Origin of the sequence: Burkholderia lata, assembly GCF_902499025.1 — a bacterium.
Classification (GTDB): domain Bacteria; phylum Pseudomonadota; class Gammaproteobacteria; order Burkholderiales; family Burkholderiaceae; genus Burkholderia; species Burkholderia lata_C.
The window spans coordinates 75,330-101,683 of the sequence record NZ_CABVPW010000019.1; the positions used below are offsets into that span (position 1 = coordinate 75,330).

The 26,354-nt window shown below is 64.4% G+C and carries 27 protein-coding genes; 13 read left to right on the forward strand and 14 right to left on the reverse strand.

Going from position 1 to position 26,354, the window contains the following annotated elements:
- Positions 1–46 precede the first annotated feature (46 nt).
- Entirely contained in the window at positions 47–799 is a 753-nt protein-coding gene (locus BDI24065_RS20210) for an SDR family NAD(P)-dependent oxidoreductase (protein WP_175032759.1), read from the forward strand.
- A 266-nt stretch (positions 800–1,065) separates the two neighbouring features.
- Here BDI24065_RS20210 and BDI24065_RS20215 read toward each other — a convergent pair whose 3' ends face one another.
- On the reverse strand, positions 1,066–1,380 hold the full coding sequence (locus BDI24065_RS20215; protein WP_175032760.1) for a helicase: 315 nt from the start codon (positions 1,378–1,380) through the stop codon (positions 1,066–1,068).
- A 506-nt stretch (positions 1,381–1,886) separates the two neighbouring features.
- Here BDI24065_RS20215 and BDI24065_RS20220 point away from each other — a divergent pair.
- Entirely contained in the window at positions 1,887–3,149 is a 1,263-nt protein-coding gene (locus BDI24065_RS20220; RefSeq protein ID WP_175032761.1) for a glycosyltransferase family 9 protein, read from the forward strand.
- A 111-nt stretch (positions 3,150–3,260) separates the two neighbouring features.
- On the opposite strand, the gene BDI24065_RS20225 is transcribed toward BDI24065_RS20220, so the two are convergent.
- Both BDI24065_RS20225 and BDI24065_RS20230 read right to left on the reverse strand, forming a co-directional pair.
- Positions 3,261–4,916: a tetratricopeptide repeat protein gene (locus tag BDI24065_RS20225; RefSeq protein WP_175032762.1), complete on the reverse strand. Its 1,656-nt coding sequence runs from the start codon at positions 4,914–4,916 to the stop codon at positions 3,261–3,263.
- Complete coding sequence (locus BDI24065_RS20230; protein ID WP_175032763.1) at positions 4,916–6,805, reverse strand: tetratricopeptide repeat protein; 1,890 nt, start codon at positions 6,803–6,805, stop codon at positions 4,916–4,918. Before BDI24065_RS20230 ends, BDI24065_RS20225 begins: the two co-directional genes overlap by 1 nt.
- Before the next feature lie 310 nt (positions 6,806–7,115).
- On the opposite strand from BDI24065_RS20230, the gene BDI24065_RS20235 reads away from it, so the two are divergent.
- Positions 7,116–7,535 carry a hypothetical protein gene (locus tag BDI24065_RS20235; protein ID WP_226273861.1) on the forward strand — a complete coding sequence of 140 codons (420 nt, stop codon included), beginning with the start codon at positions 7,116–7,118 and terminating at the stop codon, positions 7,533–7,535.
- 135 nt (positions 7,536–7,670) lie between these two features.
- Here BDI24065_RS20235 and BDI24065_RS20240 read toward each other — a convergent pair whose 3' ends face one another.
- Positions 7,671–8,669 carry an ABC transporter substrate-binding protein gene (locus BDI24065_RS20240; RefSeq protein ID WP_175032764.1) on the reverse strand — a complete coding sequence of 333 codons (999 nt, stop codon included), beginning with the start codon at positions 8,667–8,669 and terminating at the stop codon, positions 7,671–7,673.
- Positions 8,670–8,715: 46 nt separating this feature from the next.
- Complete coding sequence (locus BDI24065_RS20245; protein WP_111021445.1) at positions 8,716–9,060, reverse strand: DUF3088 domain-containing protein; 345 nt, start codon at positions 9,058–9,060, stop codon at positions 8,716–8,718.
- 485 nt (positions 9,061–9,545) lie between these two features.
- On the opposite strand from BDI24065_RS20245, the gene BDI24065_RS20250 reads away from it, so the two are divergent.
- The 3 genes from BDI24065_RS20250 (at position 9,546) to BDI24065_RS20260 (ending at position 12,330) form a co-directional block, all read left to right on the forward strand.
- A complete protein-coding gene (locus BDI24065_RS20250) occupies positions 9,546–10,730 on the forward strand; it encodes a porin (RefSeq protein WP_175032765.1) in 1,185 nt (394 codons plus the stop codon).
- A 173-nt stretch (positions 10,731–10,903) separates the two neighbouring features.
- Positions 10,904–11,146 carry a hypothetical protein gene (locus BDI24065_RS20255; RefSeq protein WP_254609808.1) on the forward strand — a complete coding sequence of 81 codons (243 nt, stop codon included), beginning with the start codon at positions 10,904–10,906 and terminating at the stop codon, positions 11,144–11,146.
- Positions 11,143–12,330 (forward strand): LLM class flavin-dependent oxidoreductase, encoded by a 1,188-nt coding sequence (locus BDI24065_RS20260; protein ID WP_175032766.1) that lies wholly within the window; start codon positions 11,143–11,145, stop codon positions 12,328–12,330. Before BDI24065_RS20255 ends, BDI24065_RS20260 begins: the two co-directional genes overlap by 4 nt.
- Positions 12,331–12,380: 50 nt before the next feature.
- On the opposite strand, the gene BDI24065_RS20265 is transcribed toward BDI24065_RS20260, so the two are convergent.
- Positions 12,381–13,598 carry an acyl-CoA dehydrogenase family protein gene (locus BDI24065_RS20265; RefSeq protein ID WP_175032767.1) on the reverse strand — a complete coding sequence of 406 codons (1,218 nt, stop codon included), beginning with the start codon at positions 13,596–13,598 and terminating at the stop codon, positions 12,381–12,383.
- A 262-nt stretch (positions 13,599–13,860) separates the two neighbouring features.
- The gene (locus BDI24065_RS20270) at positions 13,861–14,826 is read right to left on the reverse strand and encodes an SDR family NAD(P)-dependent oxidoreductase (RefSeq protein ID WP_175032768.1); all 966 of its coding nucleotides are present in this window, start codon (positions 14,824–14,826) and stop codon (positions 13,861–13,863) included.
- A 139-nt stretch (positions 14,827–14,965) separates the two neighbouring features.
- On the opposite strand from BDI24065_RS20270, the gene BDI24065_RS20275 reads away from it, so the two are divergent.
- A complete protein-coding gene (locus BDI24065_RS20275) occupies positions 14,966–15,886 on the forward strand; it encodes an AraC family transcriptional regulator (protein WP_175032769.1) in 921 nt (306 codons plus the stop codon).
- A gap of 533 nt (positions 15,887–16,419) precedes the next feature.
- Here BDI24065_RS20275 and BDI24065_RS20280 read toward each other — a convergent pair.
- A complete protein-coding gene (locus tag BDI24065_RS20280; protein WP_175032770.1) occupies positions 16,420–17,358 on the reverse strand; it encodes a response regulator in 939 nt (312 codons plus the stop codon).
- Positions 17,359–17,589: 231 nt separating this feature from the next.
- Between BDI24065_RS20280 and BDI24065_RS20285 the strand changes: the two genes are divergently transcribed.
- Positions 17,590–18,063, forward strand: coding sequence for an acyl-CoA thioesterase (locus tag BDI24065_RS20285; RefSeq protein ID WP_175032771.1), 474 nt, complete (start codon positions 17,590–17,592; stop codon positions 18,061–18,063).
- 13 nt (positions 18,064–18,076) lie between these two features.
- Here BDI24065_RS20285 and BDI24065_RS20290 read toward each other — a convergent pair whose 3' ends face one another.
- The 3 genes from BDI24065_RS20290 to BDI24065_RS20300 form a co-directional block, all read right to left on the reverse strand.
- Positions 18,077–19,519 (reverse strand): sensor histidine kinase, encoded by a 1,443-nt coding sequence (locus BDI24065_RS20290; RefSeq protein ID WP_175032772.1) that lies wholly within the window; start codon positions 19,517–19,519, stop codon positions 18,077–18,079.
- A 485-nt stretch (positions 19,520–20,004) separates the two neighbouring features.
- Entirely contained in the window at positions 20,005–20,217 is a 213-nt protein-coding gene (locus tag BDI24065_RS20295) for a twin transmembrane helix small protein (protein WP_006489184.1), read from the reverse strand.
- Positions 20,214–20,564 (reverse strand): hypothetical protein, encoded by a 351-nt coding sequence (locus tag BDI24065_RS20300; protein WP_041492597.1) that lies wholly within the window; start codon positions 20,562–20,564, stop codon positions 20,214–20,216. Before BDI24065_RS20300 ends, BDI24065_RS20295 begins: the two co-directional genes overlap by 4 nt.
- Before the next feature lie 257 nt (positions 20,565–20,821).
- Here BDI24065_RS20300 and BDI24065_RS20305 point away from each other — a divergent pair, with 257 nt between their 5' ends.
- Both BDI24065_RS20305 and BDI24065_RS20310 read left to right on the forward strand, forming a co-directional pair.
- On the forward strand, positions 20,822–21,580 hold the full coding sequence (locus BDI24065_RS20305) for a YoaK family protein (RefSeq protein WP_089476103.1): 759 nt from the start codon (positions 20,822–20,824) through the stop codon (positions 21,578–21,580).
- Positions 21,581–21,667: 87 nt separating this feature from the next.
- Positions 21,668–21,853 carry a ribbon-helix-helix protein, CopG family gene (locus BDI24065_RS20310; protein WP_021158209.1) on the forward strand — a complete coding sequence of 62 codons (186 nt, stop codon included), beginning with the start codon at positions 21,668–21,670 and terminating at the stop codon, positions 21,851–21,853.
- Positions 21,854–21,897: 44 nt separating this feature from the next.
- Here the strand turns inward: BDI24065_RS20310 and BDI24065_RS20315 are convergent, their stop codons facing one another.
- Together BDI24065_RS20315 and BDI24065_RS20320 are read right to left on the reverse strand one after the other, a co-directional pair.
- Positions 21,898–22,734, reverse strand: a complete 837-nt coding sequence (locus BDI24065_RS20315) for a spermidine synthase (RefSeq protein ID WP_175032773.1) — start codon at positions 22,732–22,734, stop codon at positions 21,898–21,900.
- A gap of 43 nt (positions 22,735–22,777) precedes the next feature.
- The gene (locus BDI24065_RS20320; protein WP_175013240.1) at positions 22,778–23,122 is read right to left on the reverse strand and encodes a zinc ribbon domain-containing protein YjdM; all 345 of its coding nucleotides are present in this window, start codon (positions 23,120–23,122) and stop codon (positions 22,778–22,780) included.
- 128 nt (positions 23,123–23,250) lie between these two features.
- Here BDI24065_RS20320 and BDI24065_RS41070 point away from each other — a divergent pair, with 128 nt between their 5' ends.
- The 3 genes from BDI24065_RS41070 to BDI24065_RS20335 all read left to right on the forward strand — a co-directional run bounded on the left by BDI24065_RS41070 (position 23,251) and on the right by BDI24065_RS20335 (position 24,715).
- On the forward strand, positions 23,251–23,748 hold the full coding sequence (locus BDI24065_RS41070) for an HPr family phosphocarrier protein (protein WP_254609809.1): 498 nt from the start codon (positions 23,251–23,253) through the stop codon (positions 23,746–23,748).
- Between the two features lie 63 nt (positions 23,749–23,811).
- Positions 23,812–24,033, forward strand: coding sequence for a hypothetical protein (locus BDI24065_RS20330; protein ID WP_046546827.1), 222 nt, complete (start codon positions 23,812–23,814; stop codon positions 24,031–24,033).
- 139 nt (positions 24,034–24,172) lie between these two features.
- Positions 24,173–24,715 (forward strand): carboxymuconolactone decarboxylase family protein, encoded by a 543-nt coding sequence (locus BDI24065_RS20335; protein WP_175032774.1) that lies wholly within the window; start codon positions 24,173–24,175, stop codon positions 24,713–24,715.
- 284 nt (positions 24,716–24,999) lie between these two features.
- On the opposite strand, the gene BDI24065_RS20340 is transcribed toward BDI24065_RS20335, so the two are convergent.
- On the reverse strand, positions 25,000–26,001 hold the full coding sequence (locus BDI24065_RS20340) for an AraC family transcriptional regulator (RefSeq protein WP_175032775.1): 1,002 nt from the start codon (positions 25,999–26,001) through the stop codon (positions 25,000–25,002).
- Between the last annotated feature and the right edge of the window lie 353 nt (positions 26,002–26,354).

Here is a 26,354-nt window from a genome sequence, read left to right on the forward strand (position 1 = left end):
TAGCGAACGCAAACTGCTCCAGCCCAACATTTTGAACGGAGCGGACATGCACAGCACACCCGTTGCACTCGTCACTGGTGCAAACAAAGGCATTGGCCTTCAGATTGCCAAGGAACTGACCTCGAAAGGCTTCACGGTCATCGTCGGAGCGCGCAAGCTGGACCTCGGTCTGGCGGCGGCGCAAAGCATCGGATCGGGGGCGCAGGCCATCCAGCTCGATGTCACCGATCGCGCTTCGATCGCCGCAGCAGCCGCACAAATCGAGTCGACGCTCGGGCGCCTCGACGTCCTGGTCAATAATGCGGGGATATCGCGGCCCATCAAACCCGGCACGTCCATTGAAGCGATGCGGGAAGGCGACAAGGTGAGCCGCGCCACCGTGGACGATTTGCGCGTGGTGTTCGAGACCAACGTGTTCGGGGTGGTCGCCGTGACGCAGGCGATGCTGCCGCTTCTGCTGAAAGCGCCGGCCGGGCGCATCGTCAATATCTCGAGCGCGGGCGGCTCCCTCGCGCTGAAGGACGATCCGGCCGACTACTCGCGCGGGTATGTCGGCGTCTACCAGGCGTCGAAAACCGCGCTCAACGCGGTCACGCAAGCGTTCGCCATTGAACTCGAGGGCACCGACATCAAGGTCAACGCCGCATGCCCGGGTTTCACGGCGACCGATTTGAGCAACCATGCCCAAGGCGCGGGGACCGTCGAGGATGCGGCACGCGAGCCGGTCCGCCTGGCCTTGCTCGGCGCTGACGGTCCGACCGGCACCTTCTCGAACGCGGATGGTCCGCTCCCCTGGTGACGTCGCCGCGTCAAACGTGACGGAAAGCGGGCCACCGGCCCGCCTTTTTGCCACCTGCCGGTGTGATGAGACGCGAATGTGGCTTCTGGCGGCATGCCGGCGAAGCAGGGCGCAATCGAGCGGCGCTCGGCCGGCACGACTTTAGTTGAAACACAGCGACGTGTGGCTCCAACTCGAGGCGTGTGTATTCGAAAGCGTGCGCTGAATGTTCGGACCCGGCTCCAGCACAGGAGCAGTTCTCAGTCGGCTTCGATTCCGACCACCTTTTACGCGTCTTTCAGCCAGGGCATTTCCACGGGTGACACGACCAGTTGCCGGAATTCGCGTTTCAGATCGAAGATGAACCCGACGAGGATCATGGAATCGGCGTATGGAATCGGAAAGACATGCGGATTTTCCGGCGTACGCAGGGGGCGCTCGGGGTTGTCCGCCGTCGCCGCGGCGTTCTCGCGAACGCTTTCCAGCTCTTCGGCCATGGCCGGGCCACTGACTGTCAGCACGCGGCTACGCAGGTCGCTGAAGGGCTCGATGCGTGCAGCGTCTTCGTGGTATTCGGGTACTTCGTAAACGAACCAGGACATTTTCGTCTCCCATGAGAAGGGGCGATATTCTAACGCCGCGCGAAGATTCATCGGAAATCGGCCATGTGAGGCGGACCGCCGCCGCGGCGCCGGACACGTTACCTTGCACATTTTCCAGTTGGCTGCATGGTCGGCGCCGTGCTTGCTCAACGAGCCGCCCAGCATGCCAGCAGTCAAAAACACGACATCTGTAAATAGCCAGAACACGACATTTGAACTTAGCTACCGCAAGCAAAAATGTGATCATCAGCATTATGTCAAATACTAGACATGAGGCCGCCAGCGCCACCAGAAACCACGCTTCCCCTCGAGACCTTTCCCGCCGCCCAAACCCCGCTTGAGCACTCAACCGGTTTGCTACACTGCCTGACGTTCACCGTTCATCGCCCGGATTGCTTCCCGATAGATTGAAATAGAACGACTTGAAATGGATTGATTCCGGATGCTTGCGATTTCGAAGCCGGTCATGCCGCATTCATCCACACCAAAGAATCACAGGGGACACATTGACAAGCGATCAATCCGAGCTCGACCGCGCCTACAACGCCTACCTGCGGGACAAATCCGTGAGCACCGGACTTGCGCTGAGTCGCGCGCTCCGGCTCTCAGGTCACGCGGAAGAAGCCATACGAGTCGCGAAGGAAATCGCCGATCAGGTCAAAGACCCGTTTCTTCGCGCGCAGGTCGGCATCGACATGAATTATCTCGGCCTTTTTGCACGGGCCGAACCGCTGTTGATGCAATCACTCGCGGAGCTTCATCACGAACCCGACCTCCGGGTTCTGCAAGCCGAACTCGTGATCGCACAATACGCGCAAGGTCGTTTTCGTGAAGCCCATGCGCTGAATCGGAGATCGCGTGATGCATGGGGGCGAGCCGGTGTCGTTTCAAATATCTATCCGTCTCACACGAGCGAGTACGGGCGGATTATCAACAAGCTGCTTCGCTTCGATGAATCAGTCGCCGGGCGACGTGTACTCATCCTCCAGGAAGGTGGCCTTGGCGACGTGATCATGTTTTCCCGCTATTTGCACTTGCTACGGGACGAAGGCGCGTCGGCTATCGTATTGCAGGCGCCAGGCATCTTGGCACCGATATTCGCCTCCTATGACTGGATCACGCTGGTCGAGAACGCCGGCGATGCAATCGACCAAAGTGATTGCATCCTCTGCACCTTCGATCTGTTTGTCCGGTATCAAACGACGCCCTACTTTCCAAACTGGGCGAATGCATACGTGCAGGCGCCGGCAGGACGAGCAATGACGCCACGCGTTGCCGATATTTTCAATAATCGACGCGATGGTGTGCGCGAGATCGGCTTGATTTGGCGCAGCGGTACGTCGGTGCGTCACGAACCGTATCGATCGATCGCACTGGAGCAGCTAGCGCCGTTGTTCGATGCGCCGGCGAGTCGTTTTCATGCGCTGCAGTTCGGCCAGATCACGGACGCAGAGCATGCACTGCTGGATCAACACGGCATTGGCGTCATTGGCGACGAGTTGAGCGATCTCGGCGATACGGCGGTCATCCTCGATGCGCTGGATCTGTTGATTACCGTGGATACGGGGCCGGCCCACCTCGCTGGCGCACTCGGGCGGCCCGTGTGGGTGTTGCTGTCGGCCGCGTGCGACGAGCGCTGGTCCAACAGCCATCGCGATACGCCGTGGTACCGGTCCATGCATTTGTATCGGCAACCCACATTGGGCGACTGGAGCAGACCGATATCGGAGATGGCGGATGCATTGTCCGGCAAGGACTCGGGAGGGTAGCCGATACCGGGTCCACCCAGATGCGAGGCACACGGCACACCACGCGTCAAAGCGATGCTCGTCGTGCCGGGCACGCGTTGATGCTCCGCTTCGACGACGATCGATTGCCCGTCACGCCACGCGGCGCAAGGCCCCGCGCTCCGATTCCAGCGCGTCGCGCACGGCTTCGGTGACGCTAAGCCAGTTACCGGGCGTCGTCTGACGAAAGACGCGGATATGCGGATACCAGGGCCCCGTGTCGCCTTGCGCGCCCCACCGCCACTCCGGCGCACCGAGCATGACCCACGCGGGCAGGCCGAGCGAGCCGGCCAGATGCACCGGGGCCGAGCAGATCGAGATGGTCAGATCCAGCGACGCCGCAAATACAGCCGTATCGTAAAGATCGTTCCATTCATCGGATCGATTCAGGATCGATAGTCCGCTACGCGCCGCGAAGTCCGGCTCAAGCGGATGTTTCTGGAGCACGAACCAATCGACGTCTCCAATCTCGGCCAACGGCTGAAGATCTTCAGGAACAAGGCTGCGAGAGCGCCCCGCAAAATAATTGGGCGACGTGTCCCAGCACAAGCCGATTCGCAGACGATCGGAAGTGCGATGGCGGTCGGCCAGTGCCTTGGCTGCATCCGGGTCTTTCAGCTTGATATAGCCGTCCCGGTAGGTGGGGACCACCCCGTCGCTCGCCCCCAGTCTCGCGGGCAGCAAGTTTTCGAAGATCCAGTAATCGTAGGTGCCCCATTCCTCGACAGGCCAGGCGCTCAACAACGCGTCGACACCGTCGAGCTCGCGCAGAAGCTGCATCAACTCCGGTTTGACGCAGAGCGTGACATGGGCGCCCGCCGCCTTCAGGTCTCGGGCGTAACGGGCGTACATCAGGCAATCGCCAAGGCCGAGATGGCTGATCACCAGAATGCGCTTGCCTTCAAGAGGCTGTCCGCGCCACAGGCGGTCGTGATAGGTGGTCAGTACACTGGGGCCGTTGCCGAGCGACGCAAGATCCGCAAGCATTTCATATCGACGCCAGCCGGCCTTCGTGTCACCCAGCAGCAAGAGCAGATTCGCCAGCGGAAAAATGACTTCGCTTCGATAGGGATCGTGTTCAGCGGCCCGGTACAGATAGCCCATGCTTTCTTCAAAGCGACCCAACAAATAGAGCGAGATACCGCCCTGCACCAGCGCGCCGATCTCCGTCGGGTACCTTTCCAGGATCGCGCGCGCGATGTGCACGGCACCTTCATGATCCTCGAGGAATCGATGACGTGCCCGCAACGCGATGGTCAGATCGCCGAATTCGGCTGCCTTCAGGCCATGCCGCCGTGACGTATCAAAGTCGAGCATCTGGAAACTCGCATCGGCAAGCATCAGATGCAATTCGGCATTCGCAGGAAATGCCGCCACGCCCTCTTTCAAACTGGCGATTGCGGCGGCCCGATCGTTCAGGTGATTGAAGCAGATGAGCGCCCTTTCGCGCCACGGAACGGTCGACTCGGGTGTCGCGGCGATCGCGCGATCGCAAGCCTCGAGTGCCTTGCCTGTTTGACCCTGACGCAATAATGCGTCCAGATAGGGTCTTAGAACGATGTCGCTACGAGGATACTTTTCAAACAGGATCCGGAAAAGATCGGCCGCCCGATCGAACTGTCCGGAAGCCTCCGCATCGCGCACCTGTGCCGCGACACCATTGAAGTCCTCATCAAACGACATCCCTTTCCCCGATAGCACGTTATGCAATGAGACAGCATCGATCTGTCCATCATCTTTGTTGCGCATTATCCGCGCAGATTTTTTTCCCCGATATCCATCGCGCCCTCCCGTTCGCCACGAAGCTGTTCGAGGGCACCCGCAACACGCGCGACGACATCGCTCCACTGCCCCGGCTCCGATTGACGGAACAGCCGCGCCCGTGGATACCACGGCGAATCGTCCCGATCCGCCAGCCAGCGCCAGCAGCCGTCAAAACGCGACAGGATCCAGACCGGCTTGCCCAATGCGCCCGCCACATGCGCAACCGACGTATCGACGGTAATCACGAGATCCAGATGGGCGATGATCGCCGCCGTGTCCGCGAAGTCGCGCACGTGCGCCATCGGATCGGCAGGACGAAGCGACGACGGAATCGTGTCGATCTGCCGGCGGGTCGTTTCGCCCTTCTGCAGGCTCACGAAACTCACGCCCGGAATCTGCAGCAGCGGCAGATACGCGTTTGCCGGAAGCGAGCGGCGGCGGTCCGTCGCGTGTGCCTGCGCCTGGTCGGGGCGCGGATCGCCGGCCCAGACCAACCCGACCTTCAGGCCGGCTGCGGGCACGCTGCTCCGCCAGCGCTCGACGAGCGGTGCCGGCACATGCAGATAAGGCAGGGTCGCGGGTATCGTGCCGAGCGTCGTGCCGCAGCGCAGCGGAAGACTCATGATCGGGATGGCGTAGTCGTGCGCCGGAAGCGCCGCCGCCTCGTCAAGCCCGACACAGCGATCCACGCCATCGACCGTTGCAATCAGGTTCGTCACTGCGGCCGGACACACCACCGTCAGCGTCGACAATCCGCGCTGCTTGAGCAGCGGCAGATAGCGCGCGAACTGCACGACATCGCCGAGCCCCTGCTCGGGCCAGACGACCAGCGATTTTCCGTCGAGCGGTTCGCCCTGCCAGAGCGGCGCCGGCAAGCTTGCCCGCACGCGATACGACGAAGCGTCGCCCCAGTGCGAGGAAGGCTGGAAGCGCGCTTCGTAGTGGCGCCATCCTTCTTCGTACTGCCCCATCGCCAGCAACACCAGGCTCAGGTTGAACGTGGTCGGCGCGCGGTCGTGATCGAGCGTCAGCGCGTGTCTCAAAGCGGCGGCGGCCTCATCCAGTCTGCCGACCTCATGCAGCAGACGGCCCAGGTTGTTCCACACCTCGGCGAACGACGGATCGTATGCGAGCAATTCCCGGTAACACGCTTCGGCTTCACCGTATCGCTGCTGCGCGAACAGCACGTTGCCGAGATTGCCTCGCGCTTCGCGAGCGTCGGGTTGCAGCGAAACCGCACGCCTGAAACACGTCTCGGCCTCCGGCAACCGTCCGAGCGTGTTGAGCAACGTACCGAAATTGTTGAGCGTCGCTGCGTCGTTCGGTCCGTGCGCAAGCGATTCCCGAAAATGCCGTTCCGCTTCGTCGGATCGCCCGAGCGCTTGAAGCAGCATTGCCAGATCGGCATGAACCACGGCGTCGCCGGGGCGGGCGATAACGGCGTCGCGCAAAGCGCGTTCGGCTTCGGCGTGACGGCCCGTGAACTGCAGGAGCAGGCCGAGCCTGCGCAGCACCGGACCATGGCCGGGATTGGATGCCAACACGCGGCGGTAGCAGGCCTCCGCTTCATCGAGGCGTTGTCCGTCGTGGAGCAGCAGGCCGAGATTGAAACAGGCGTCCACGTTATCGGCGCGAATCTCGAGGGCCCGTCGGTAACAATGTTCCGCCTCGCCTGCATTCCCTTCCGCTTCGAGCAGAATGCCGAGATTGTTCAGCGCCTCGGTGTGCTCGGGGTAAAGCACAAGCACCGCCCGGTAGTGCCGCGCGGCATCCGCCGCCTGCCCGGCGTGATGCGCGGCGACGCCTGCCGAAAATTCCGCGTTTGCCGCACCGACGCGTTGTGCGTCACTGCCCGTCACGTTGTGTTCGCTCATGTTCGACTGGATGGGTGACGCTTCGCCATTGCCATCGGTTCAATTCGCCCGGTGCCCCGCTCCGGAACAAACCCGGTCGATCCGGAAACCGATGAGGGTCATATTTCGTGCCGGAACGGCAAGGCATGCTGCGATGTCGGACGCGCAGCCTCGACGCACGTCGACAACGACAAGCTGCCCGATTTTTATCACGGCACGATATCTCGTTGCAGCATAAAAATGCGCTGATACCCGGGACATTTGTTAAATAGCTTGAATGACCGCCATCGGGCCAATGATTTGCCGTACTATCCGCCCGTCATCCTGGCTAATGTCGAACGCGGTCGACCGACCTTGGGCAACGGCCATGGTTTTTTATCTTCGGGAGCTCGAGCCGGGCGCCGATTTCATCCGAACGCCAGGACCGATCATGTTCCAGTCCCCCGGAGATTCCTTCGTCAACGGTTCGTTGCTGGGCCTGTGCGTCGAGGTTCCGCTTGCCGCGATCGTTTCGCTGGCGATGCACGGCGTCGACTGGAACGGGCCGCGCATCGCGATGCTCATCGCCACGCCGGTGCTGATCGCGTGCATCACCCTGCTGACCCGCCCGGTGGCATTCAGCACGGTATGGAAGCACAAACGCTCGCCGTTCGTGCTCGACGACAATGTGCGCGCATCGATTTACGGCCGGCTCTGCGGGATCGCGATCGGCGTCGTGTTCGGCATCATGGTCGCGACGACGTTCGCCTGACCCGGTCGAGAAGAATCCCCCGACGAGGCCCACGCCGGGCGTGAAGCCTCGCTCACGCAGGGAACGCAGCCCTTTCAAAAAGCGCGTGAGCCCTGAATCCCCCCACTCATGCGGGCGTCGTCGCATTGCCCCCGGTCACGTCGCCGTGACCAGCGCGTTGAACGACGTATCCCAGAGCGGCGCGACATTGGCCGGCCCATCCAGCACACCGATCCGCGCGAACACATCCGCGACCTGCTGATGCTGCGCCACCACGTCGGGTGTCACCGGCAGCAGCGCGTAGTCTTCGCTGCGCTGGTCGAACATCGCGACGAGATCGGCAACCGGCACGCGCGTCTCGCGGTTCTGCACGAGCGCATAGTCGCGGAAATGCGCGTTCGCCCACGCATACGCGCGTCGAAACCGCAGCAGCAGATCGCCCGTCGCCGCACGACGACGCGCATCGTCGAGCGTGCGCGGGTTCGCATAGACCGGAAAGTTGCCCGACAGATAGCCCTTCCCCGTCTTCAGCACGCGCGCACCGTAGCGATTGCGCGCGAGCTGGCCGTTGTAGCCGTAGATCGCCCACGCGTCGATGTCACCGCGGTCGTATGCGGACAGGCCATCGGTCGGCGACAGGTTGATCGGCTGGATGTCGTCGAAGCTCAGGCCCGCCTCCGTGAGCTGGCGATACAGGAAGTAGTGTGACGTCGTCGCACGCACGTACCCGACGCGCTTGCCTTTCAGGTCCGCGATGCTGCGGATCGACGTGTCCTTTCGCGCGAGCGTGACCTGGTTGTTCAGGTCTTCGCGCACTCGGGTGATGAGCCGCACGTTGGCCTTCTGGCGCGCGGCGAACACGGCCGGAATCTCGCTGCCCGAACCGACGTCGAGCGCATCCGCATTGAGCGCCTCGATGTGCAGCACGCCGTTGTTCAGCTCGCGCCAGTCGATTCGGTATGGCGTGTCGGCAAGCCCGGCCGCCTGCAGCAGTGCGCGCCAGCCGCCCTTGTAAGTTGCGACGCGCAGCGTGGTGCCGGCGAGATCGGCGTTGACGGCCGGCGCGCCAAACGCGGCCTTCGCGGCCCATGGCGCTGCCACGACCGTGGCGCCGGCAAGCAGCAAACGGCGGCGCGCCGCCGAAATGGACGACATCGGATGCTCCTGTCGGTCGATCAGCAGGAAAGTGAAAAGCGCCGCGTCAATGCAGCACCGGAAATCCGTGGCGTTCGGCCAGCAGCTCGAGGATGCGGCGCGCGTCGGTGACGAAGCGCACGTCGCCGAGCGTCTGTGCGTCATCCGGCGCCGGCTGGTCACGGCCGAGCACGAGGACCGGCAGCCCCTGGTGCGCATCGTCGAGCGCGTCGATCACCGCGTGCCGCGGCCGCTCGAAGCCGATGCGTTTCACGTCGATGCGGCCGGCGCGATCGGGCGCGCTCGCCAGCAGCCCCTCGATCGACAGGCCGTGCGGACAGACAAAACGCCGGCCCGGATGCTTCGGATCGGCAAAGCCAGGTTCCAGCAGAAACAGCACATCGCGACTCATGTCGAACGGCTCCCGTGTTCGTTGTTCAGCCGGGACGAACGCGCGCTTGCGCGTCGTTCTGTTCCCGGAGCATGCCGGCCCGAGGCCGGATGCCCGACTCTACCGTCACCCGTCGCACGGCCCTACCAACGTTTTGCGGAATCGATATGCGGGCGCACGTAGCGCATCGGCCGCCCGCCGCACAGCTGGCGTTGCGTAAAAACATCGCGGGCCGGGCCGCCTTTATTACGCATATCGAATGATTTCGTCGATCGATATGACGGCACCCGCGCGTTTCCGGCACTCGACGTTCGTCATTCGCTCGACGTGTTCGCCGCAGCGTGGATACCGGACGCGATCGCGGCGCACACGCCGGGCTTGCGACAACACACATTGCAAATCGGCCGCGCGGCGATTTACAAACCACGGATCAACCGTTCGTCGGCACGACCGTCGTCAATAGCATCGTGATCCTCACAGAGGTAGCCATAAAAAAGAGGATGGTCATGATCAAAAAAACGGTAGTCCTGGGTTTGGTTTCGATCGGTTCGGTCAGTGCGCACGCGCAGAGTTCGGTCACGTTGTACGGCGTCGTCGATGCCGGTTTCGCTTATACGAACAACCAGGGTGGCGCGAGCAACATCCAGCAGACGAGCGGCAAGCTGAGCGGCAGCCGCTGGGGCCTGAAAGGCGTCGAAGATCTCGGTGGCGGCCTGCAGGCGGTCTTCACGCTCGAAAGCGGGTTCCGGCCGAGCGACGGCGGGCTCGGCCAGGGCGGCCGCCTGTTCGGCCGCTCCGCGTACGTGGGCCTCGCCAAGTCGGGCATCGGCACGCTGACCTTCGGCCGCCAGTACGAGCCGATCACCGATCTCGTCGCGCAATACTCGGGCTCCGGCTTCTGGTCGCCGGCCACGCACGTGGGCGACAACGACAACATGAACCAGAGCTTCCGGCTGAACAACGCGGTGAAGTTCCGCAGCGACACGATCGCCGGCTTCACGGCCGACCTGCTCTATGCGTTCAGCAACCAGGCCAACGGCGGCGCGGGCACCGGGTTCTCGAACAACAACGCATGGGGCGCGTCGGCGAACTACGTGAACGGCCCGTTGTCGGTGGGCGCCGGCTATGTGCGCTTCAATCATCCGAATGCGACGTCGAATACGAGCGGCGCGGTGGGAGGCGCGACCTCCACCACCGGCAACGACTACAGCGGCGCGTTCTTCTACGGGCTGAACGGCGGCGTGCTCAAGCAGCAGATCGGCGTGGTGGGCGCGAACTACGCGCTCGGCCGTGCGACGCTCGGCTTCGCGTGGAGCCACACGCAGCTCGACTATCTCGACGGCTCGTCGCGCAAGTTCAACAACTACGACGTGAACGCGCGCTACCAGATCACGCCGGCGGCCACGCTGATCGGTGTCTATACGTTTACCGACGGGCGCGCGAGCGGCCTGCCGGGCACCGGCGGCCAGACGCTGAAGCCGCGCTGGCACCAGTTCACGCTCGGTTTCGACTATGCGTTGTCGAAACGCACCGATCTCTACCTGTCCGGCATCTACCAGCTCGCGGCCGGCGATCCGAGCACGGCAACGGCGGGCGGCTATCGCACGATCGCGGCGATCTCGAACATCGGCAGCGCGTCGTCGACGAACCGCCAGGTCGCGCTCGTCAGCGGACTGCGCGTGAAGTTCTGACGGCACGCGCATCGGGCGCGGCACAGCGCAGCGTGGTGCGATAAGCAATGCGGGAATCGTTGTTTGCCGCGCCGGGCCCGGTTGCAGAGAATGAGCGTTTCCCCGCGGGCGATACGCGCTCGACCATGGCCGACTCCTGTTTCCGTCCCTGCGCGCCGCGTAGCAGCCGGCGCGTGGCTCTGCGCCGGCGCGGCAGCGAACGGGTGGCCGCGATGCTGCCAGCCGGCGGCGCGCTCGCGAGCCACCCGCTCGCCCTGCTCTATCTACTCGACGTGCCGCCGTGGACGTGCGCGCCGGGTGCGCCGCTGCCGTCGTCACCCGACGGCGTACCGGGGCCGCACGAACGCGACGCGATCCGTCGCAGCGCCCGCCGTTGCCGTGCGGTGCGTGCCCAACCCGCAAGGAAGCCATCATGAGCGCCCCTTCCCTCGCCATCCCAATCGCTCCGTCGCCGTTCGTCGCCGTTCGCTCGCCGGCGGATTTCCCCGACAGCCCGGTGTCGCGCGTCCTCGCGCAGCCGCTGATGCTCGGGCTGTTCCTGCCGATCCAGGCGGGCGGCTGGAGCGCGTCGACGCTGCCGCGCACGACCGACTGGACATTCGACTACAACGCCGATCTGGTCGCGCGCGCGGAGGCATTCGGCTTCGATCTCGTGTTCGCGCTGTCGCAGTGGCTGCCGAAAGGCGGCTACGGCGGCGTGTTCGACGGCCACGCGCTCGACTCGTTCATGACGCTGGCCGCGCTGACCGCGCGCACCGAACGGATCATCCTCGTCGCGACGAGCCACGTGCTCTACGGGCCATGGCATCCGCTGCATTTCGCGAAGTTCACCGCGACGCTCGATCACATCTCGCGCGGGCGCTGGGGCATCAACGTCGTGACGGGCCACCGTGCGATCGAGCACGAGATGTTCGGCTGGAACCGGATCGAACACGATCGACGCTACGACATGGCCGCCGAGTTCCTCGATGCGGTCCAGCAGTTGTGGGCGCAACCGGACAATTTCAGCTACACGCCCGCGCTGTCGAGCTGGCGGCTGGGCGGTGCATTCGTAACGCCGAAGCCTCGCTACGGCCGCCCGCTGCTGATCAACGCGACCGGCTCCGATGCGGGCATCGATTTCGCGGCACGCTACTCGGACATCGTGTTCGTCACGAGCCCGGCCGGCCCCGACGCCGAACGCGCGCTCGATGCGCTGCCCGCGCATACCGCACGCGTGAAGGCGGCTGCCGCTGCGCGCGGCCGGACGATCCGCACGCTGCTCAACCCGCTCGTGATCTGCCGCGAGACAGCGGCCGAAGCGCGTACGTACCGTGATGCGATCGTCGCGCATGCGGACGAAGGCAGCTTCCACCGCTTCGACAGCGACGCGCATGCGTGGCGAGGCGGCTTCGAACAGCGCGCGCAGGCCGCCGCGCGCGCGATCGGCGGCAATATTTCGATCACGGGCTCGCCGGAAGAAGTCGCAGATACCATCGTGCGACTGCATCGCGCGGGCATCGACGGCATTCAGCTGAGCTTCTACGACTTCAAGCCTGACCTCGACTTCTTCGGCGAGCGCGTGTTGCCGCTGCTGCGCAACGCCGGCCTGCGGCGCTGACGTCAGCTAGCGGGCACGTCGCGCGTGCCCGCCGGAACAGCGCAACCGCGTCAGAACACACGGCCTTCAGTGAGGTGCGTCGTCACGCCGTTCAGCTCGTAGTCGCCGATCACGCGTGCCTTGTGCAGCAGCGGGTTGTGGCTGAAGATCGTGCGCAGGTTGCGCCAGTGCCGGTCGAGGTTCTGCTCGCGTGCCGTCGCCGACGCGCCGCCGACTTCGAACAGCCGCTCCGCCGCATGCAGCGCAAGCTTGCTGACGATGAGCTGCGTGCGTGCCGTCGCGAGCGCGCTGTCGAGCACAAGCGCATGCGCATCGGCGTCGCCGGCCTCGATCGCGTCGGCGGAACGGTCGAGCGCTCGCGCGTTTTCGCGGACGAGCCCGTCGATCGCGTGACTGTGCGCGGACAGCTCGCCGACAACCTGCTGGATGAAATGGTCGTCGCGCGCGGTCGGTGCCGGGCTGTGCAGCACCGGGCGGCCGTGCGCGAGCACGTAGCGGCGTGCATCGGCAACCACGTTGCGCACGATGCCCGCCCCCGTCGCGACGAGATGCAGCTGCCGCAGCGCGCCGCAATGGCGGCCGACGAGCGTCGAGCCGTCGCGCGCGGCCACTTCGTCCGCGAACACCTGTACGTCGTCGAGCAGCAGGCTGCCGCTCGCGGTCATGCGCTGGCCCATGCCGTCCCAGTCGTCGAGCACCTGCACGCCGTCCCGCGCAACGGGAATGATCACGGCGACCGCATCGCCCTGCTCGTTCTCCACGTTGATGCGCGCAAAATCGGCAAACGCGGTGCCGGTCGAATAATATTTGCGGCCCGTCACGCGGTAGTGATCGCCGTCCCGACGCAGCACGGTGGTGTTCTCGCCGGGCCGCGACGTGCCGCGTTCGGTCGACGCGCCGCCGAAGATCGCACCGGCCAGCGCCCGCTCGAGCTGCACGTCGTTGAACGGCGTGCGCGGCGACAGCCTCAGCGTCTCGATCTGGTCGTAGTGGATCCGCAGCGCATGCGCGAGATTCGAATCGGCGGCGGCCAGCGCCGCGATCGTGTCGAACAGATCGACCAGCGTGCCGCCGAGGCCGCCGCGCTCGATCGGAATCCGCAGCACGCCGAGCGACGAGCGACGGAAGATCGCGAAACCCTCGAACGGCAGTTCGCGACGCGCCTCGCGTTGCGCGGCATCCTGCCCGATCGCGTTCGCGCGATCGGGTAGCGCGGCAAGCGCGTCGCGCAACGCGTCACGCGGATCGACGGCATCACGGGCAGTCATTCGGCAGGTCCTTGTTCGGGAAAATCGGGCGCTGCGTCACGCGATCGCGGGATTCGCGAACCGCCCTATGCGCAGCATCGCAAAGTATAGGGATGCGACCGGCTCGCGTGAAAAGCCGATTTCAGCTTACGTTATGCATGCATCGGGATTGATCGCGGAGATGAGCCGCGCGCTCCGCCCGCCCGCGAACAAGCGGCCTCGCGCCGGCTGCATGACGCCGCCTGCGCCCGTGTCCATGCATTCCGCCATGCACGCGCAGGCGTCAACGGCGCGCCGCAAAGGCATCGATTCCGGTCAGCGCCGCGGACCACGCCCACAGACGCGCCGCCTCATCCGGATCGATCGCATGCGGCCGCACGCCCGACTCCTCGTTTCCCTGCGTGACAACCGCGACGTCGCAATCCTCGCAATAGACACCGCCGATCGCGGCGAGGCGCGGCGACGTTGCCGCCCATACCTGGGTTGCCGCGCCCTGGGCAGGCGTCTTGAACGTCGGATCGATCGGCACGCCGTGCTCGTCCACCCAGCCCTGCGCCATCATCTCTTCGCGTGTCAGATGGCGCTGCAGCGGCGTCGCGATCTTGCCCGGATGCAATGAAAAGGCACGCACGCCGAACGGGGCGCCGAGCGCGTCGAGTTGCAACGCGAACAGTGCGTTGGCGGTCTTCGACTGTCCGTACGCCAGCCATTTGTCATAGCCATGGACGAACTGGACGTCATCCCAGCGAATCGGCGACAGCCGGTGCCCGAGCGACGACACCGAGACCACGCGGGCGCCGTCGCCATTCGCGAGCACGGGCCACAGCCCGTTGACGAGCGCGTAATGGCCGAGATGGTTGACGGCCATCTGCGCTTCGCGGCCGTCTCCGACGCGCGTCTCCGGACACGCCATGATGCCCGCGCTGTCGATGACGATATCCACGTTGCGGCGCGCGTCGACGAACCGCGCCGCGAATGCGGCCACGCTCGCGAGATCGGCGAGGTCGAGCGCCGCAATCTCCACACCGGCGATGCCGCGCGTTGCTTCGCGCGCGGCATCGGCGCGCCGTGCGCCGACGACGACAGTCGCACTGGCCTGCGCCAGCGCGCGCGTCGTTTCCAGGCCAAGACCCGAATGGCCGCCCGTGACGATGGCGGTCTTGCCGTGCAGGTCGAGATCGACCAGTACGTCGTGTGCCGTCGATGCGGCGCCGAATCCGGAATGAAGGGGGTGTTGCCTGCTCGTCATCGAAGGCTCCTGGAACGATGCGTGAAGCACGCGCCCGCCGATCGGCCGCGTCACTGCACGAAGGCATTCTCCGGCGACGCCTCCGGACTGTGAATGCAATAGAATCCGGTTTTTCGTCGAGATCATCCGGAGCTTGCGCGTGGATCCCCTTTCGGAAGTGCTGTCGCTGCTGGAAACGCGCGACTCGTATTTCACCGGCCTGAGGGCCGGCGGCGAGTGGGCGGTTGCCATTCCACCGCCCGAGGGCATCAAGTTCAACGCGGTTGTCGAAGGAAGTTGCTGGCTGACCGTCGACGGCGCCGGAGCGCCGATCCGGCTGCGCACGGGAGACTGCTTCCTGCTCGCATCGCCGCGGGCATTCTGGCTGGCGAGCGATCCGTCGGTCGCACCGGTACCTGCCGCCGACGTCTACCAAAACGTTGAGCACGGTATCGCGCACCATGGCGAACCGGTGAACTGCTTCCTGATCGGTGGCCGCTTCTCGTACGAGGAGGGCATGCCGCTGCTGCTGGGCAGCCTGCCGCCCGTGGTGGTCGTAAACGGCGACTCCGAGCAGGCGGCGGTGTTGCGCTGGGCGCTGCAGCGGCTCGCGCATGAATTCGGCAAGCCATCGCCGGGGGCATCGTTGATGGTTCGGCATCTCGGTCACATGATGCTGGTCGAGATCCTGCGGCGCTACGTGGGCGACGGCGCGAACAGCGATGTCGGATGGCTGGCCGGGTTCGCCGATTCACGGGTAAGCACGGCACTCGTCGCCATTCACGCGGAGCCCGCGCGTCGCTGGACGGTCGACGAACTCGCGGCCTGCTGCCACGTATCGCGCTCGACGTTCGCGCTGCATTTCAAGCGGCGGCTGGGATTCGGACCGCTCGAATACGTCCTGCGCTGGCGCGTGCAGCTCGCGATGCGGGAACTGCGCCACTCGAACGCATCGATATCGGCGATCGCGCAGATGTTGGGCTACGACTCGGATAGCGCGTTCGGACACGCATTCAAGCGCATCGTAGGTTGCTCTCCCCGCGCGTATCGCCATGACACCGCGAGCGAGTCGGGCGGTTAGCTGGCCGTTGAAATACGTCTCGGTCGGATGCATGTCCGATCCCGCGTTTCGCGACGATCGCCGCGAGGCGCTCGATTTCAGTTCGATTGCCGCATTCCGGTTCGTATCAATGGCGTTGGGCGTCTGAGGGCGTCCATTTCAATGCATGACGCGCCCGAAAGGAAATTATCTCGGCGGAGCCCGCAACATGACATCGGCGTTGACGGGCCGTGAAAACGAGCTTCAACGCGCCAGTCGGAAAATGACGGATCGCGAGTCGCTGCAGTTTTCGTAAAGCGTGATGACAACATCAGATCGAGAATCGATCGATATTGGGAGCGCGTGCAGACCGTTGGTCAACGGTCTGCACTGATTGGATGTGCCGTCTAATGGAAAAAGGGGCGGCCCTCGGAATATCGTGCTATTGGAACAAAAGTCCGCGCCGTTGATAACTGGCAACATTGACAGGGATTACTCCCATTCGAGTTGCTACCGAGTCGACGACAGCACCGCCATCGCCGATCCTTTCCGTTTGGAGATGGGTGGATGATCGCTTACGCGTGACGCCATTTTGCCAATGTGGGCAGTTCGCGCTCGGTGGCCGGATCGTCCAGACGGATCCAGCTATAAGACGTGCCGTGCCATCCCGGAACGGGTAGCGGAGCCGCGCAGCGAATGTCCGCGAGGCCCGGCCGATAGGCCAGAGATGGCCAGAATAGCGGCATGATGCGGCGCGCTTCCATGCCTTGGCGCAATTCGGCCGGTCCGTCCGCATCGGACACGATATCGCAGTGGAACGACCAGTCCTCTTCGCTCCAGGCGAGAAATACGCTTGGGGCGCCGACGGCATCGAACATCAGCACCACGTCCTGATTGGGGCGCCAGTAGTATTCGACGATGCCTTCCCGCGCGGCCACCTCATCGATCAGTTTGACGATCCGTGGATCCCGGTAGGTCGCCCCCGCTTCATGCAGGCTGATGTGCCCGCGGGCCGCGCAGCACTTGCGTTTCGCGTGGTCCAGCGCGGTTGCCAGCTTGCGCGCCATCTCGACGTCGGTCTTCTTCAGATAGCAATCGATCAGTCCCGCGTTGAACGCGGCCACCGCCTCGCGCTCGTCGGCCACGCCGGTGAGCAGGATTTTCGTGCAGTTCGCGTTGCGGATGGAGGTCAGAAACTGGATGCCGTCGACCTCTGGCATCGAATAGTCTACGACCACCGCACCCACCGCCTCGAATCGGGCGGGATCGGCAAGCGCATCCTCGCCGATCGCATTCCCGCCTGTTTTGTCCGCACCGAAATAGTCCGCAGCCGCTGGCGGCATCTCCACGTCACGCGACGACACGAAGTCGAGCGCCGCCTGGGGGTGCGTAAAAAAACGGTTCAGGCGTTCGTCCGGAAATGCGCCCCGCAGCGCGTGCAGGAAATCCGGATTGTCGTCGACAAACACCACGGACACCGGATAGAGCACCGGCTGCCTAACAAAGGGTTGCATACGAGTCTCGATAAATCAGCAAAAGAAGATGCGGTACCGGAGACGCTTTACCGCGAATAACGATCGCGACAATTATCCAGCGAAAGTGGGACGCACATCAACTGCTCGTCATTTTCGAATTCGGCATGTCTCAACCGCACCGCTCATCGGAATTGCACAGGGAGAATCGGGCCATTCCTTCTCGTTGAAGGAATGCGCAGCTACCGCCAGTAGCGACTCAAGGAGTTTTCCATGTTGACGCGAGACGCGATTCTTAACGTCCTTTCCAACGAAACGGCACATCTGTCCGAAAAAACCTTCCACCACGTGGTCGACATTTACCTCAAGGATTCCAATGCCTTTATGAATACCTATTTCGCACGTTACTTCGAATGGCAGGGCGTGTGCCGTGAACGCTGGTTTCACGAATGCATCCACAACAACCTGCTGGCGGCCGGCGGGGCGTTCGTGACGAAGCGCGCGCATCAGGAATACGTCCAGGAGACGTTTCCGTTCCAACGTGTCGATTGCTATCTCAATACGTTCGAGGTTCGGCAATGTTCAGCCTATCTGCTGTTTCGCTTCTACGTTGACGGGCGACAGGTGTCGCTGGGGTATCAGCAGATCGTGTTTGCCGGTTCCGACAAGCGGATCCGCCGGTTTCCGCCGGGCATCATCGAGCGGGTCAAGGCGTATGAACTGATCCTGCCGTCCACCGCGAACTGAATGTGAGACCGCTTTACCCGATGCGATAGCGCCGGGGAAGCGCCGGCGGATCGTTCAATGTCTGGTCCGCCGGCGAACCGGGTTCCGGCAGCCGAATCGTGAACGTGGTCCGGACGCCGGGGACGGATTCACACGTGATGGTGCCACCGAGCGCTTCACATGCGCGGCGACAAAAACTCAAGCCCATGCCGGCGCCGCGACCGTGCGACTTGGTCGAGAAGAAGGCGTCGAAGATTTGCGGGAGCACGTCGGGGGCGATGCCCGGGCCCGTATCGCTGAAATGCACCACGCAGTAACCGTCGCTGCGATGAGCGTCGATCTCGATCTGCCCACGGCCGCTTGCGTGGATCGCGTACAGGGCGTTTTTCAGCAGATTGAAGATGACGAAGATCACGAGCGAGTCGGATCCGAAAAACTGGATGTCCGTATCGATCGCGTCGACCGACACGCGGTCTCGCTCACCGGGACGGAAGGGAAAGCGATCCACCGCGGCGTCGACACAGGCCCGTATCGGATAGGCCGCGAAGCTATGGCGATCGAGTCGGTCCAGCGTAAAGGACGCCAGGGACATCTCGACCACCGTACTCGTGGTGTCGACCTGGCGCCGGATCGACGACGCGAGCGTCGATAGCCGCTCCAGCTGACCGGGATACAAATCGTCGGCGCACAACCGGTGCTCGACCGCGAGCCGATACCCGCGCAGCAGCACCGGCAGGACGTTGCGCAGCTCGTCCGCGTGCAGGCCGATCGCCGCCAGCGGCGTGGCCACTTCGTGCGCGACCGTCGCGGCCAGGAGATAGGGGCCCATCAGGCCATAGCGGACGATCGACGTCGCGAGAATCCCGAGACTGATCGCGATGAACAGCACCCCCACCGGATAGAACTCGACGCCGTAGTTCACCGCATAGTCGGTCGCCGCGAGCGAGTAGAGGCCCAGGCTGACGAGACATTGAGTGAGCAACTTCCGGACGTCTCGCGCTCTCCCCTGTCGTCTTGCCTCGATCAGGAGCCAACCGCTGCGGCCGACCAGGAGTACCGTCTGCACGACGTGCAACGGATGCAGCGGGCCTGCATTGGGATACGGGCCAAAGAAATGCAGGCGGAATCCATCGACGACCGCATTGCTCGTGACCAGCAACACGGCCAGCAGGACGCAGAGTCCGTAGGACGCGAAGATGATCGGCCGCTCGTCCCGACGCGACACGATCTCCGTCACGAAATGATAGAAGGTCGTCGGCAGGAAAAGGATGAACAGATAGCCTGCCTTGACCAGCAAGTTGGCAACGTCCGCGTCGGTCGTCTGGAACAGGAAGGCCCACGTTCCCTGCCAGACGAAGGTCGTCGCGCACATCAACGCGAACGGGACGGATACCCGCGTGAAACCCTTGGTGGCCAGCACGTAGAGGCCGAACCCGAGAAACAGCGCAGAGACAAACGCAGGCAAGATCGAGTACATATGCGTGAATCCACAATGTTCACTGGTCGCGCACCACTGAACTGTCCTGGCCGGTGCCATTTGCGAGAGTAGCACGCCGCGGCAGGCGAGCGAGCGCGGCGGGTTTGTCCACGGGGCCTCCGCGCATCACGATTGTTGATCGCGCGGGTGCTGGGTAGCGTAGACCCAAACAAACGTGTCGCCGTTTGCGAAGCAAGGTTGTCACTTCGCCGGCCCAAGTTGGCCGGAAGGTGCGAAATCCTCGCGAATTCATGAGGTTGCACGTCGGGAATTCACGTTGTCACTGCCCGCGGTCTTGCGAAGGCCCGTGCCAACCCCGTGCGGTGCCGTTGCAGCGTTGCCAGCCTCTGTCACGCGTGGTGCGGAACCCGGTTTCGATCACGCAGCTCATGCCATAACGATAAGTTTTCTTATCACAATAGCTCGATCAGAAACCAAAACTCGCATTTGAGCGAACGCCCCGCATGCAACGGGGCGTCCGTCGATCAGCGCCCGATCGGCAGCCCCGTCGGCTCGATCCAGCCCAGCTTGTAAGCGATCAGCAGCGACAGGAACAGCGTGACCGACAGCCCGACGCGTGCCGCGAGCGACCAGGCCATCCGCTTGGACTTGCCGCGGTCGTGATTCATGAAATACAGCGCGAAGATCAGGCTCGCAATGATCATCGCGAATGCCACGGAAACCAGCAGAGTTTTCATTGGTGATGCCCTTGAAGATCGGAATCGGCCTGAATCAGTTCGGCCAGTTTTTGCCGCTCGTCGGCGAGCTCGCCGACGCCCGACGCCGGCCAGTCCAGCGCGACGCCATTGCCCAACGAATCGCGCACGAGCGCCTGGTAGCGCCGGTCGTTGATCCGGCCGTGGTCCATCGTTTCCGAGATCTCGCGCCGGAACGGCAGCGGGAAACTCGCGTACGCGCGCGACAGCGCCGCATATTGTCTCGCATCGATCTCTTTCGACGATGGTATGACAGTCCAGATCACCACGGCCACGATGGCCGTGAACGGGATCGCCGTGTAGCGAAGAATGAACTTGATCGGGGTCATGAAACGGTGGGCAGAAGTGATCGCGAAGGCTGACGGCGCGGCCATGCAGCAGCGAAACCGCAGTCAGGCCGCACCGCACGACATTGTACTGAAAGCCCTATCCGGCTAACAGAGTATGATAATGGCATTATCATGTTCGTCACATGATTCGAGAGACCCGGTGCCATTGGGCAGGCGGCATGCCAGCCCTGCCGTGCGGCGCCGGTCTTCACGTCCGTGCCCGCGATTCGCGGCGATTGAGCGAAGCCCTAGCCCCTATGCCAGCGCAGTACTTTCGAAACCTGACGGGAAAACACCGCAGCGCGACCGCGAACCGTCAGCTCGGGTTTTCGCTGGCGTTCGTCGCAGGCGCGGCCAATGCCGGTGGCTTCCTCGCGGTCAAGCAATACACGTCGCACATGAGCGGCATCGTGTCGGCGATCGCCGACCAGACGGCGCTCGGCGACGTGCGGCTCGCGCTGGCCGGCATCAGCTCGCTGGGGTCGTTCCTGATCGGCGCCAGCTGCTCGGCGATCCTCGTCAACTGGGGCCGCCGCCGCGGCCTGCACAGCCAGTTCATGCTGCCGCTGCTGGTCGAAGCGGCGTTGCTGCTCCTGTTCGGGCTGCTCGGCAGCCACCTCGCGCTGTGGGAAACCTTCTTCGTGCCGGTGACCGTGACGCTGCTGTGCTTCATCATGGGGCTGCAGAACGCGACGATCACGAAGCTGTCGGGCGCGGAGATCCGCACGACGCACATGACCGGCATCGTGACCGACCTCGGCATCGAGCTCGGGAAGCTGTTCTACTGGAACCGGTCGGCGGTGGACGTCGACGCGCATGCGGTCGTCGCCAACCGCTCGAAACTGCGGATTCACGCGACGATGCTCGCGTCGTTCTTCATCGGGGGCCTGGCCGGCGCGATCGGCTTCAAGCATGTCGGCTACGTGTCGACCGTGCCGCTCGCCGCGGTGCTCGTCACGCTCGCGATCGTCCCGGTGATCGACGACCTGCTCGCGTTGCTCCGCAGCAGGCGCTGATCGCGCACCCGAGCATCATTTCCGGCGATGGCGCCGAAGGCGGATCGATTATAATTTGATTAACATACCGACCACCCACGTCCCGCAATGGAAACGAAAACCGCCCGCCTGACCGTCCTGATCGACCCCGCGAAGAAGGAAGCCTTCGAGATGCTCTGCGCGGAGCAGGATCTGACGCCTTCGCAAGTCGTGCGGCAACTGATCCGCGAGTATCTCGACCGCCACGGCGTGACGTACAAGACCAAGAGCGCACTCGGCAAGCGCGTGAAGTAAGCGCGGCCGCACAAGCCGCGCCCGCGGCGCCGCTTACGCGGCGGCTACGCGCCGATTTCCCATCGCCCGTGCGGCTGCGCGCACAGCACCAGCCGCTGCGGGTCGACACGCTCCCCGGCTTTCATGCGTCTCGCCGTGGCCGCCAGCTTGAGCTCGCCGGCCCGCGCGCACGCGAGTGCGCGTTCGAGCAGGATGCGCAGCGACGGCAGCCGGTTGCCGCCCTTCCATGCGAATGCGATGAAGTTGTTGTCGTCGCCGCACGGCACCAGCGTGTACGACGTACCAAATATCGCGCGCAGTTGCTCGAGATGCTGCGGCAACGCCGGATCGTCGTCCATGAAGTTGATTGCCAGCACGCCGGTTTCGCTCAGGCGCGCGTGACATGCAGCGAGAAATGCGGCGCCCGTACACCGGCCCCGCATGCCGTCGGCAACGAACGCATCGTGCAGGATCACGTCCGTGCTGACATCCGCCCGCGCCAGATGATCCGCGCCGTCGGCGCAAACCACCGCGAACCGGCCGTCATCGGCGGGAATCTTGAATACGTCTCGCAGCGCGATCACGTCCGGGTTGATTTCGACCGCATCGATCGCCACGCCGGGCAGGTGCCGGTAACAGTACTTCGCCAGCGAGCCGCCGCCGAGCCCGAGCATGCAGATGTGCGCGGGTTCGGGCTGCAGCAGCAGAAAGCCCATCATCACGCGCGTATAGCCGAGCTCGAGCCGGCCCGGATCCCGGAGCGACATGAAGCTCTGCGTGCCGAAATGGTCGAAGTGCAGCGAAAGCGCGTGCTGCGTCTCCAGCACGAAAGGCCGGCCGTCGTTCAGCGGTGTCGCCAGAAATCTGACGAACGCGTCGTAGGAAATGCGTTCCTCGGCCATGAGCGGGGCGTCGATTGCAACCAGTAGATCGGGGCGGGCGTGCTCAGACTTTCTTCAGGTAGCAGGCCTTCAGCATGAAGCCGCCCATGTCGGTCTTGCAATCGACCTCGTGATCGCCGCCGACGAGCCGGATGCTCTTGACCTTGGTGCCCATCTTAAGCGTGATCGACGAGCCCTTCACGCGCAAATCCTTGATCAGCACGACCGAATCGCCATCCGACAGCACGTTGCCGTTCGCGTCCTTGACGACGTCGCCCGCCGGTTCGTCGCCCGATTCGGCGCCGGCGCCTGCCGACCATTCATGGCCGCAGTCCGCGCATACGGTCAGCGTGCCGTCCGGGTAAGTGTTTTCCATCGCGCATTGCGGGCAGGCGGGGGCGGCGTTCATTGCAGCTTCCATTCAGGGGGAGTTGGGTCGTCGATAAAAATGCCGGGCGAGCTGGCAGCGTCGCCCGGCCGGCCTGGCGGCACCCGCCGACGGATCGGCGGGCCGCCGTCGGCGCACACGACATTATAATGCAATACACATATCTTGACCGCTGTATTATAATCAGCGTTTTCGCGCCGTTCGCCGGACTTGCGGCCTGTTTCACCGAGAATGCCGGCACATCCAAGCAGGATGATTTACCCCGGCCGCGCGCCGGCTTCCCTGAGTCGTGCGGGAAAGCGCGTTTCGCGCGTGCTCGGCACACCGCCGGCCCGGTGCCGCAAACCGATTCCGACGTTCCCGTCCAGAGGCTTTCCGACATCGTGGCAATCGTTGTGTACGTTGAAATCGGCCCCGCCTGGAACCGCAACCGCGGCGGCGCCGCACGAGAAGCAGCCGTCGATGCGGCGCGCGGCTTCGATAGCGACATCCTGCTGATCGCGAACGGGATCAGCAGCGATGCGAAAGACAGCGCCGCCGTCGCGGCGCTGCAGGTGCACGGCGGCACGTCCGCGCAGGTGCTGGCCACCGGCCCCGACGAGGAGGCGGCGCTGCAGGCGCTGCTGCCCGTGCTGCAGGCGCGCTGACCCGCGCGCCACCCGATGTCACGGCATCCCGCCCACCCCGAATCCCCTTTTCACGAGGAAGCGATGAGCGACAACTTCACGTCCAACACCCCGAACCTGTCGGCCTCCGCCATCTGGGCGCTCGAACGCCTCGCCGACGTCCGCTACGGGCGCGATGCGCCGGCGCTCGGCTGGTCGATCGCGAGCGAGCTCGTCAGCGCGGGCTTCGTCAGCCATTCCGCACACGGCCGCTCGGGCGCGTCGATCACGGCCGAAGGGCGGACCTTCCTGAAGAACCGGAAGTAGATCGCCAGCGGCGGCGAATCAGCTTGATCCTTTTGAGCATCACAATGGCGATTTTGCGTCTTATGAGGATCGTCCTGTGCTTCTAAAGTGGAGTCACCCCGAACGAACGGGCCTCAACTTTCCGATCAAGGAGCCAGTCATGAGCCGCATCGCCATCCCCGCCATCGAAACCGCCACCGGCGCAACCGCCGACGTGTACGCACAAGTCCGCAAGGTCGCCGGCGGCACCGTCCCCAACCTGTTCGCCGCCGTCGGCCATCTCGCGCCGAACGCGCTCGCGGCCGTGCTCAACGCCGAGGGCGTGCTTGCCGGCGGCACGCTGAGCAAGCAGGATCTCGAAACGATCAAGCTGCTCGTCAGCGCTGACACCGGGTGTGACTACTGCGTCGCCGCACACACCCTGCTCGGCAAGATGACCGGCCTGTCGGCCGACGCACTGCGTGCGATCCGCTCCAGCGAACCGAACACCGGCGACACGAAGCGCGACGCGTTGATCCGTTTCGTGCGGAACCTGCAACGGACGAGCGGCACGATTACCGACGACGAATTCGCTGCGATCCGCGAAGCCGGCTACACGGACACGCAACTCGCGGAAATCTCGCTCGCGATTGCGCTGACGATTTTCACCAACACGTTCAACCGCATCAACGACACGGTCGTCGACTTCCCGCCCGTGAAGTAAGCGCCGCGGCAGTGCCGGCATTCGGGATGGCATGCGATCCCGCTGCCGGCCCCCGCCCCTTTCGAGCGCGCCCGTCGCCGGCCCCGTTGCCGCGACGGGCGTTCCGCGTGCGTGACGTCCGCGGCACCGCTCGGGGAATCGGGTGGCCCAACGGACTGGCGGCTGCCGTGCTTGTCATCGCGCTGGACAACCGTCGCGATAGAGCCGGCATCGAACCGTGCGCCGACAGCGAGCTGATCGGATCGTGATGCATGGAACCGGCGCGGGCGCCACCGCCCGCGCACCTACTCCGCGTCGCCGGCTACACCGTCGTCCGATGCCGCCGCGTCGCGCGTGCCGCCGAGCGACTGGCGCCGCCAGTCTCCGGGCGTCATGCCCGCCCAGCGCGTGAACACGCGGCGGAACGCGGCCACCGACTGATAACCGACGTCGGCCGACACGGCCTCCGCGCTGGCCGACGGCTGACGCAGCGCATTGGCGGCGAGGCTCATCCGGATGTCCGTCAGCAGATCAGCGGCCGAGTGCCCGAGTGTCGACTGGAAATGACGCATGAAGGTCGCGCGCGACATGCTGCACAGCGCCGCCAGTTCGGGCAACGTCCACGGCTTCGCCGGATCGTCGAGCATCGCGACGATCGCAGGCGCGAGGCGCGGCTGGCCGGCCAGTGCCAGCAGGCCGGTCGGCGCCTGCCCCGATTCGCTGACCGCGCGCAGCGCCAGCGCGAACAGCGCTGCGGACAGCGCGTTCAGGATCGCGAGGCCGCCAAGCTGCTGCTCGAGCGATTCGGCGCGCATCAGTTCCACGAGGGCGGTCAGCCGCGCGATGGCGGCCAGTGCGTTCGGCGCACGGCTGTCCGTCGTCGCGTGCACGACGAGATCGGGCGGCAAGTGGCGCCTGATCAGCCGGTCGTGCGGCGGCGCGACCACGAAGCGCCCGCACAGCATGTCCAGCCGCTCGCCGGTGCCCGCGTTCTCGCCGACCAAGACGTGACCGCCGGGCCGCTTGACCGCCGGCACCGGCGGCAACCCGCTGCCGTCGTGCAGCACGTGCGGGGAACCGTGCGGCAACAGCACGAGATCGCCGCCGCCGAGTTCGCGCACCCTGCCGTCGTCGGGATTCTCGAGGATCGCGCGGCCGCGCAGCACGACGTGATACGGGATCTCGCACGCAGGCGATCGCTCATACGTGACCGCCCACGGCGCGCCGAACGCGCAGCGGATTTCGAGCTTCCCGGTGACCGTGACGAGCGCCATGAAGCGGCTCAGCCAGTCGGATTCGAGCGTCATGTCGAGTAATGGAGGCACATCGGAACTGCGGCGCGCACCGCATGAAAGTCCGATTATCGCGCGGGAAGCCGATGGAATCGCGCCCACTTCCCGTTCGACGTCGTCGATGCGACGGCATCACGTCCGGCCGTCCGACTCGCAGCCCGCCCGTGCAAGGGTTTTGCTATCATTCCGGCTCCCTGTCTTGCCGAAATGGACATACCCGCTCGCCGCGTGCCGCCGTCGCCTGCCGTCAATCGCACGTCGTCGCTCGCCGGGGAACATCGCCGCCCGATCTGCCAGCCGGTGCGTGAACGGGACCCAACCAGCGCGGCATCGACATGCTGACGGCCTGACCGTCCCATGCTCCTCCT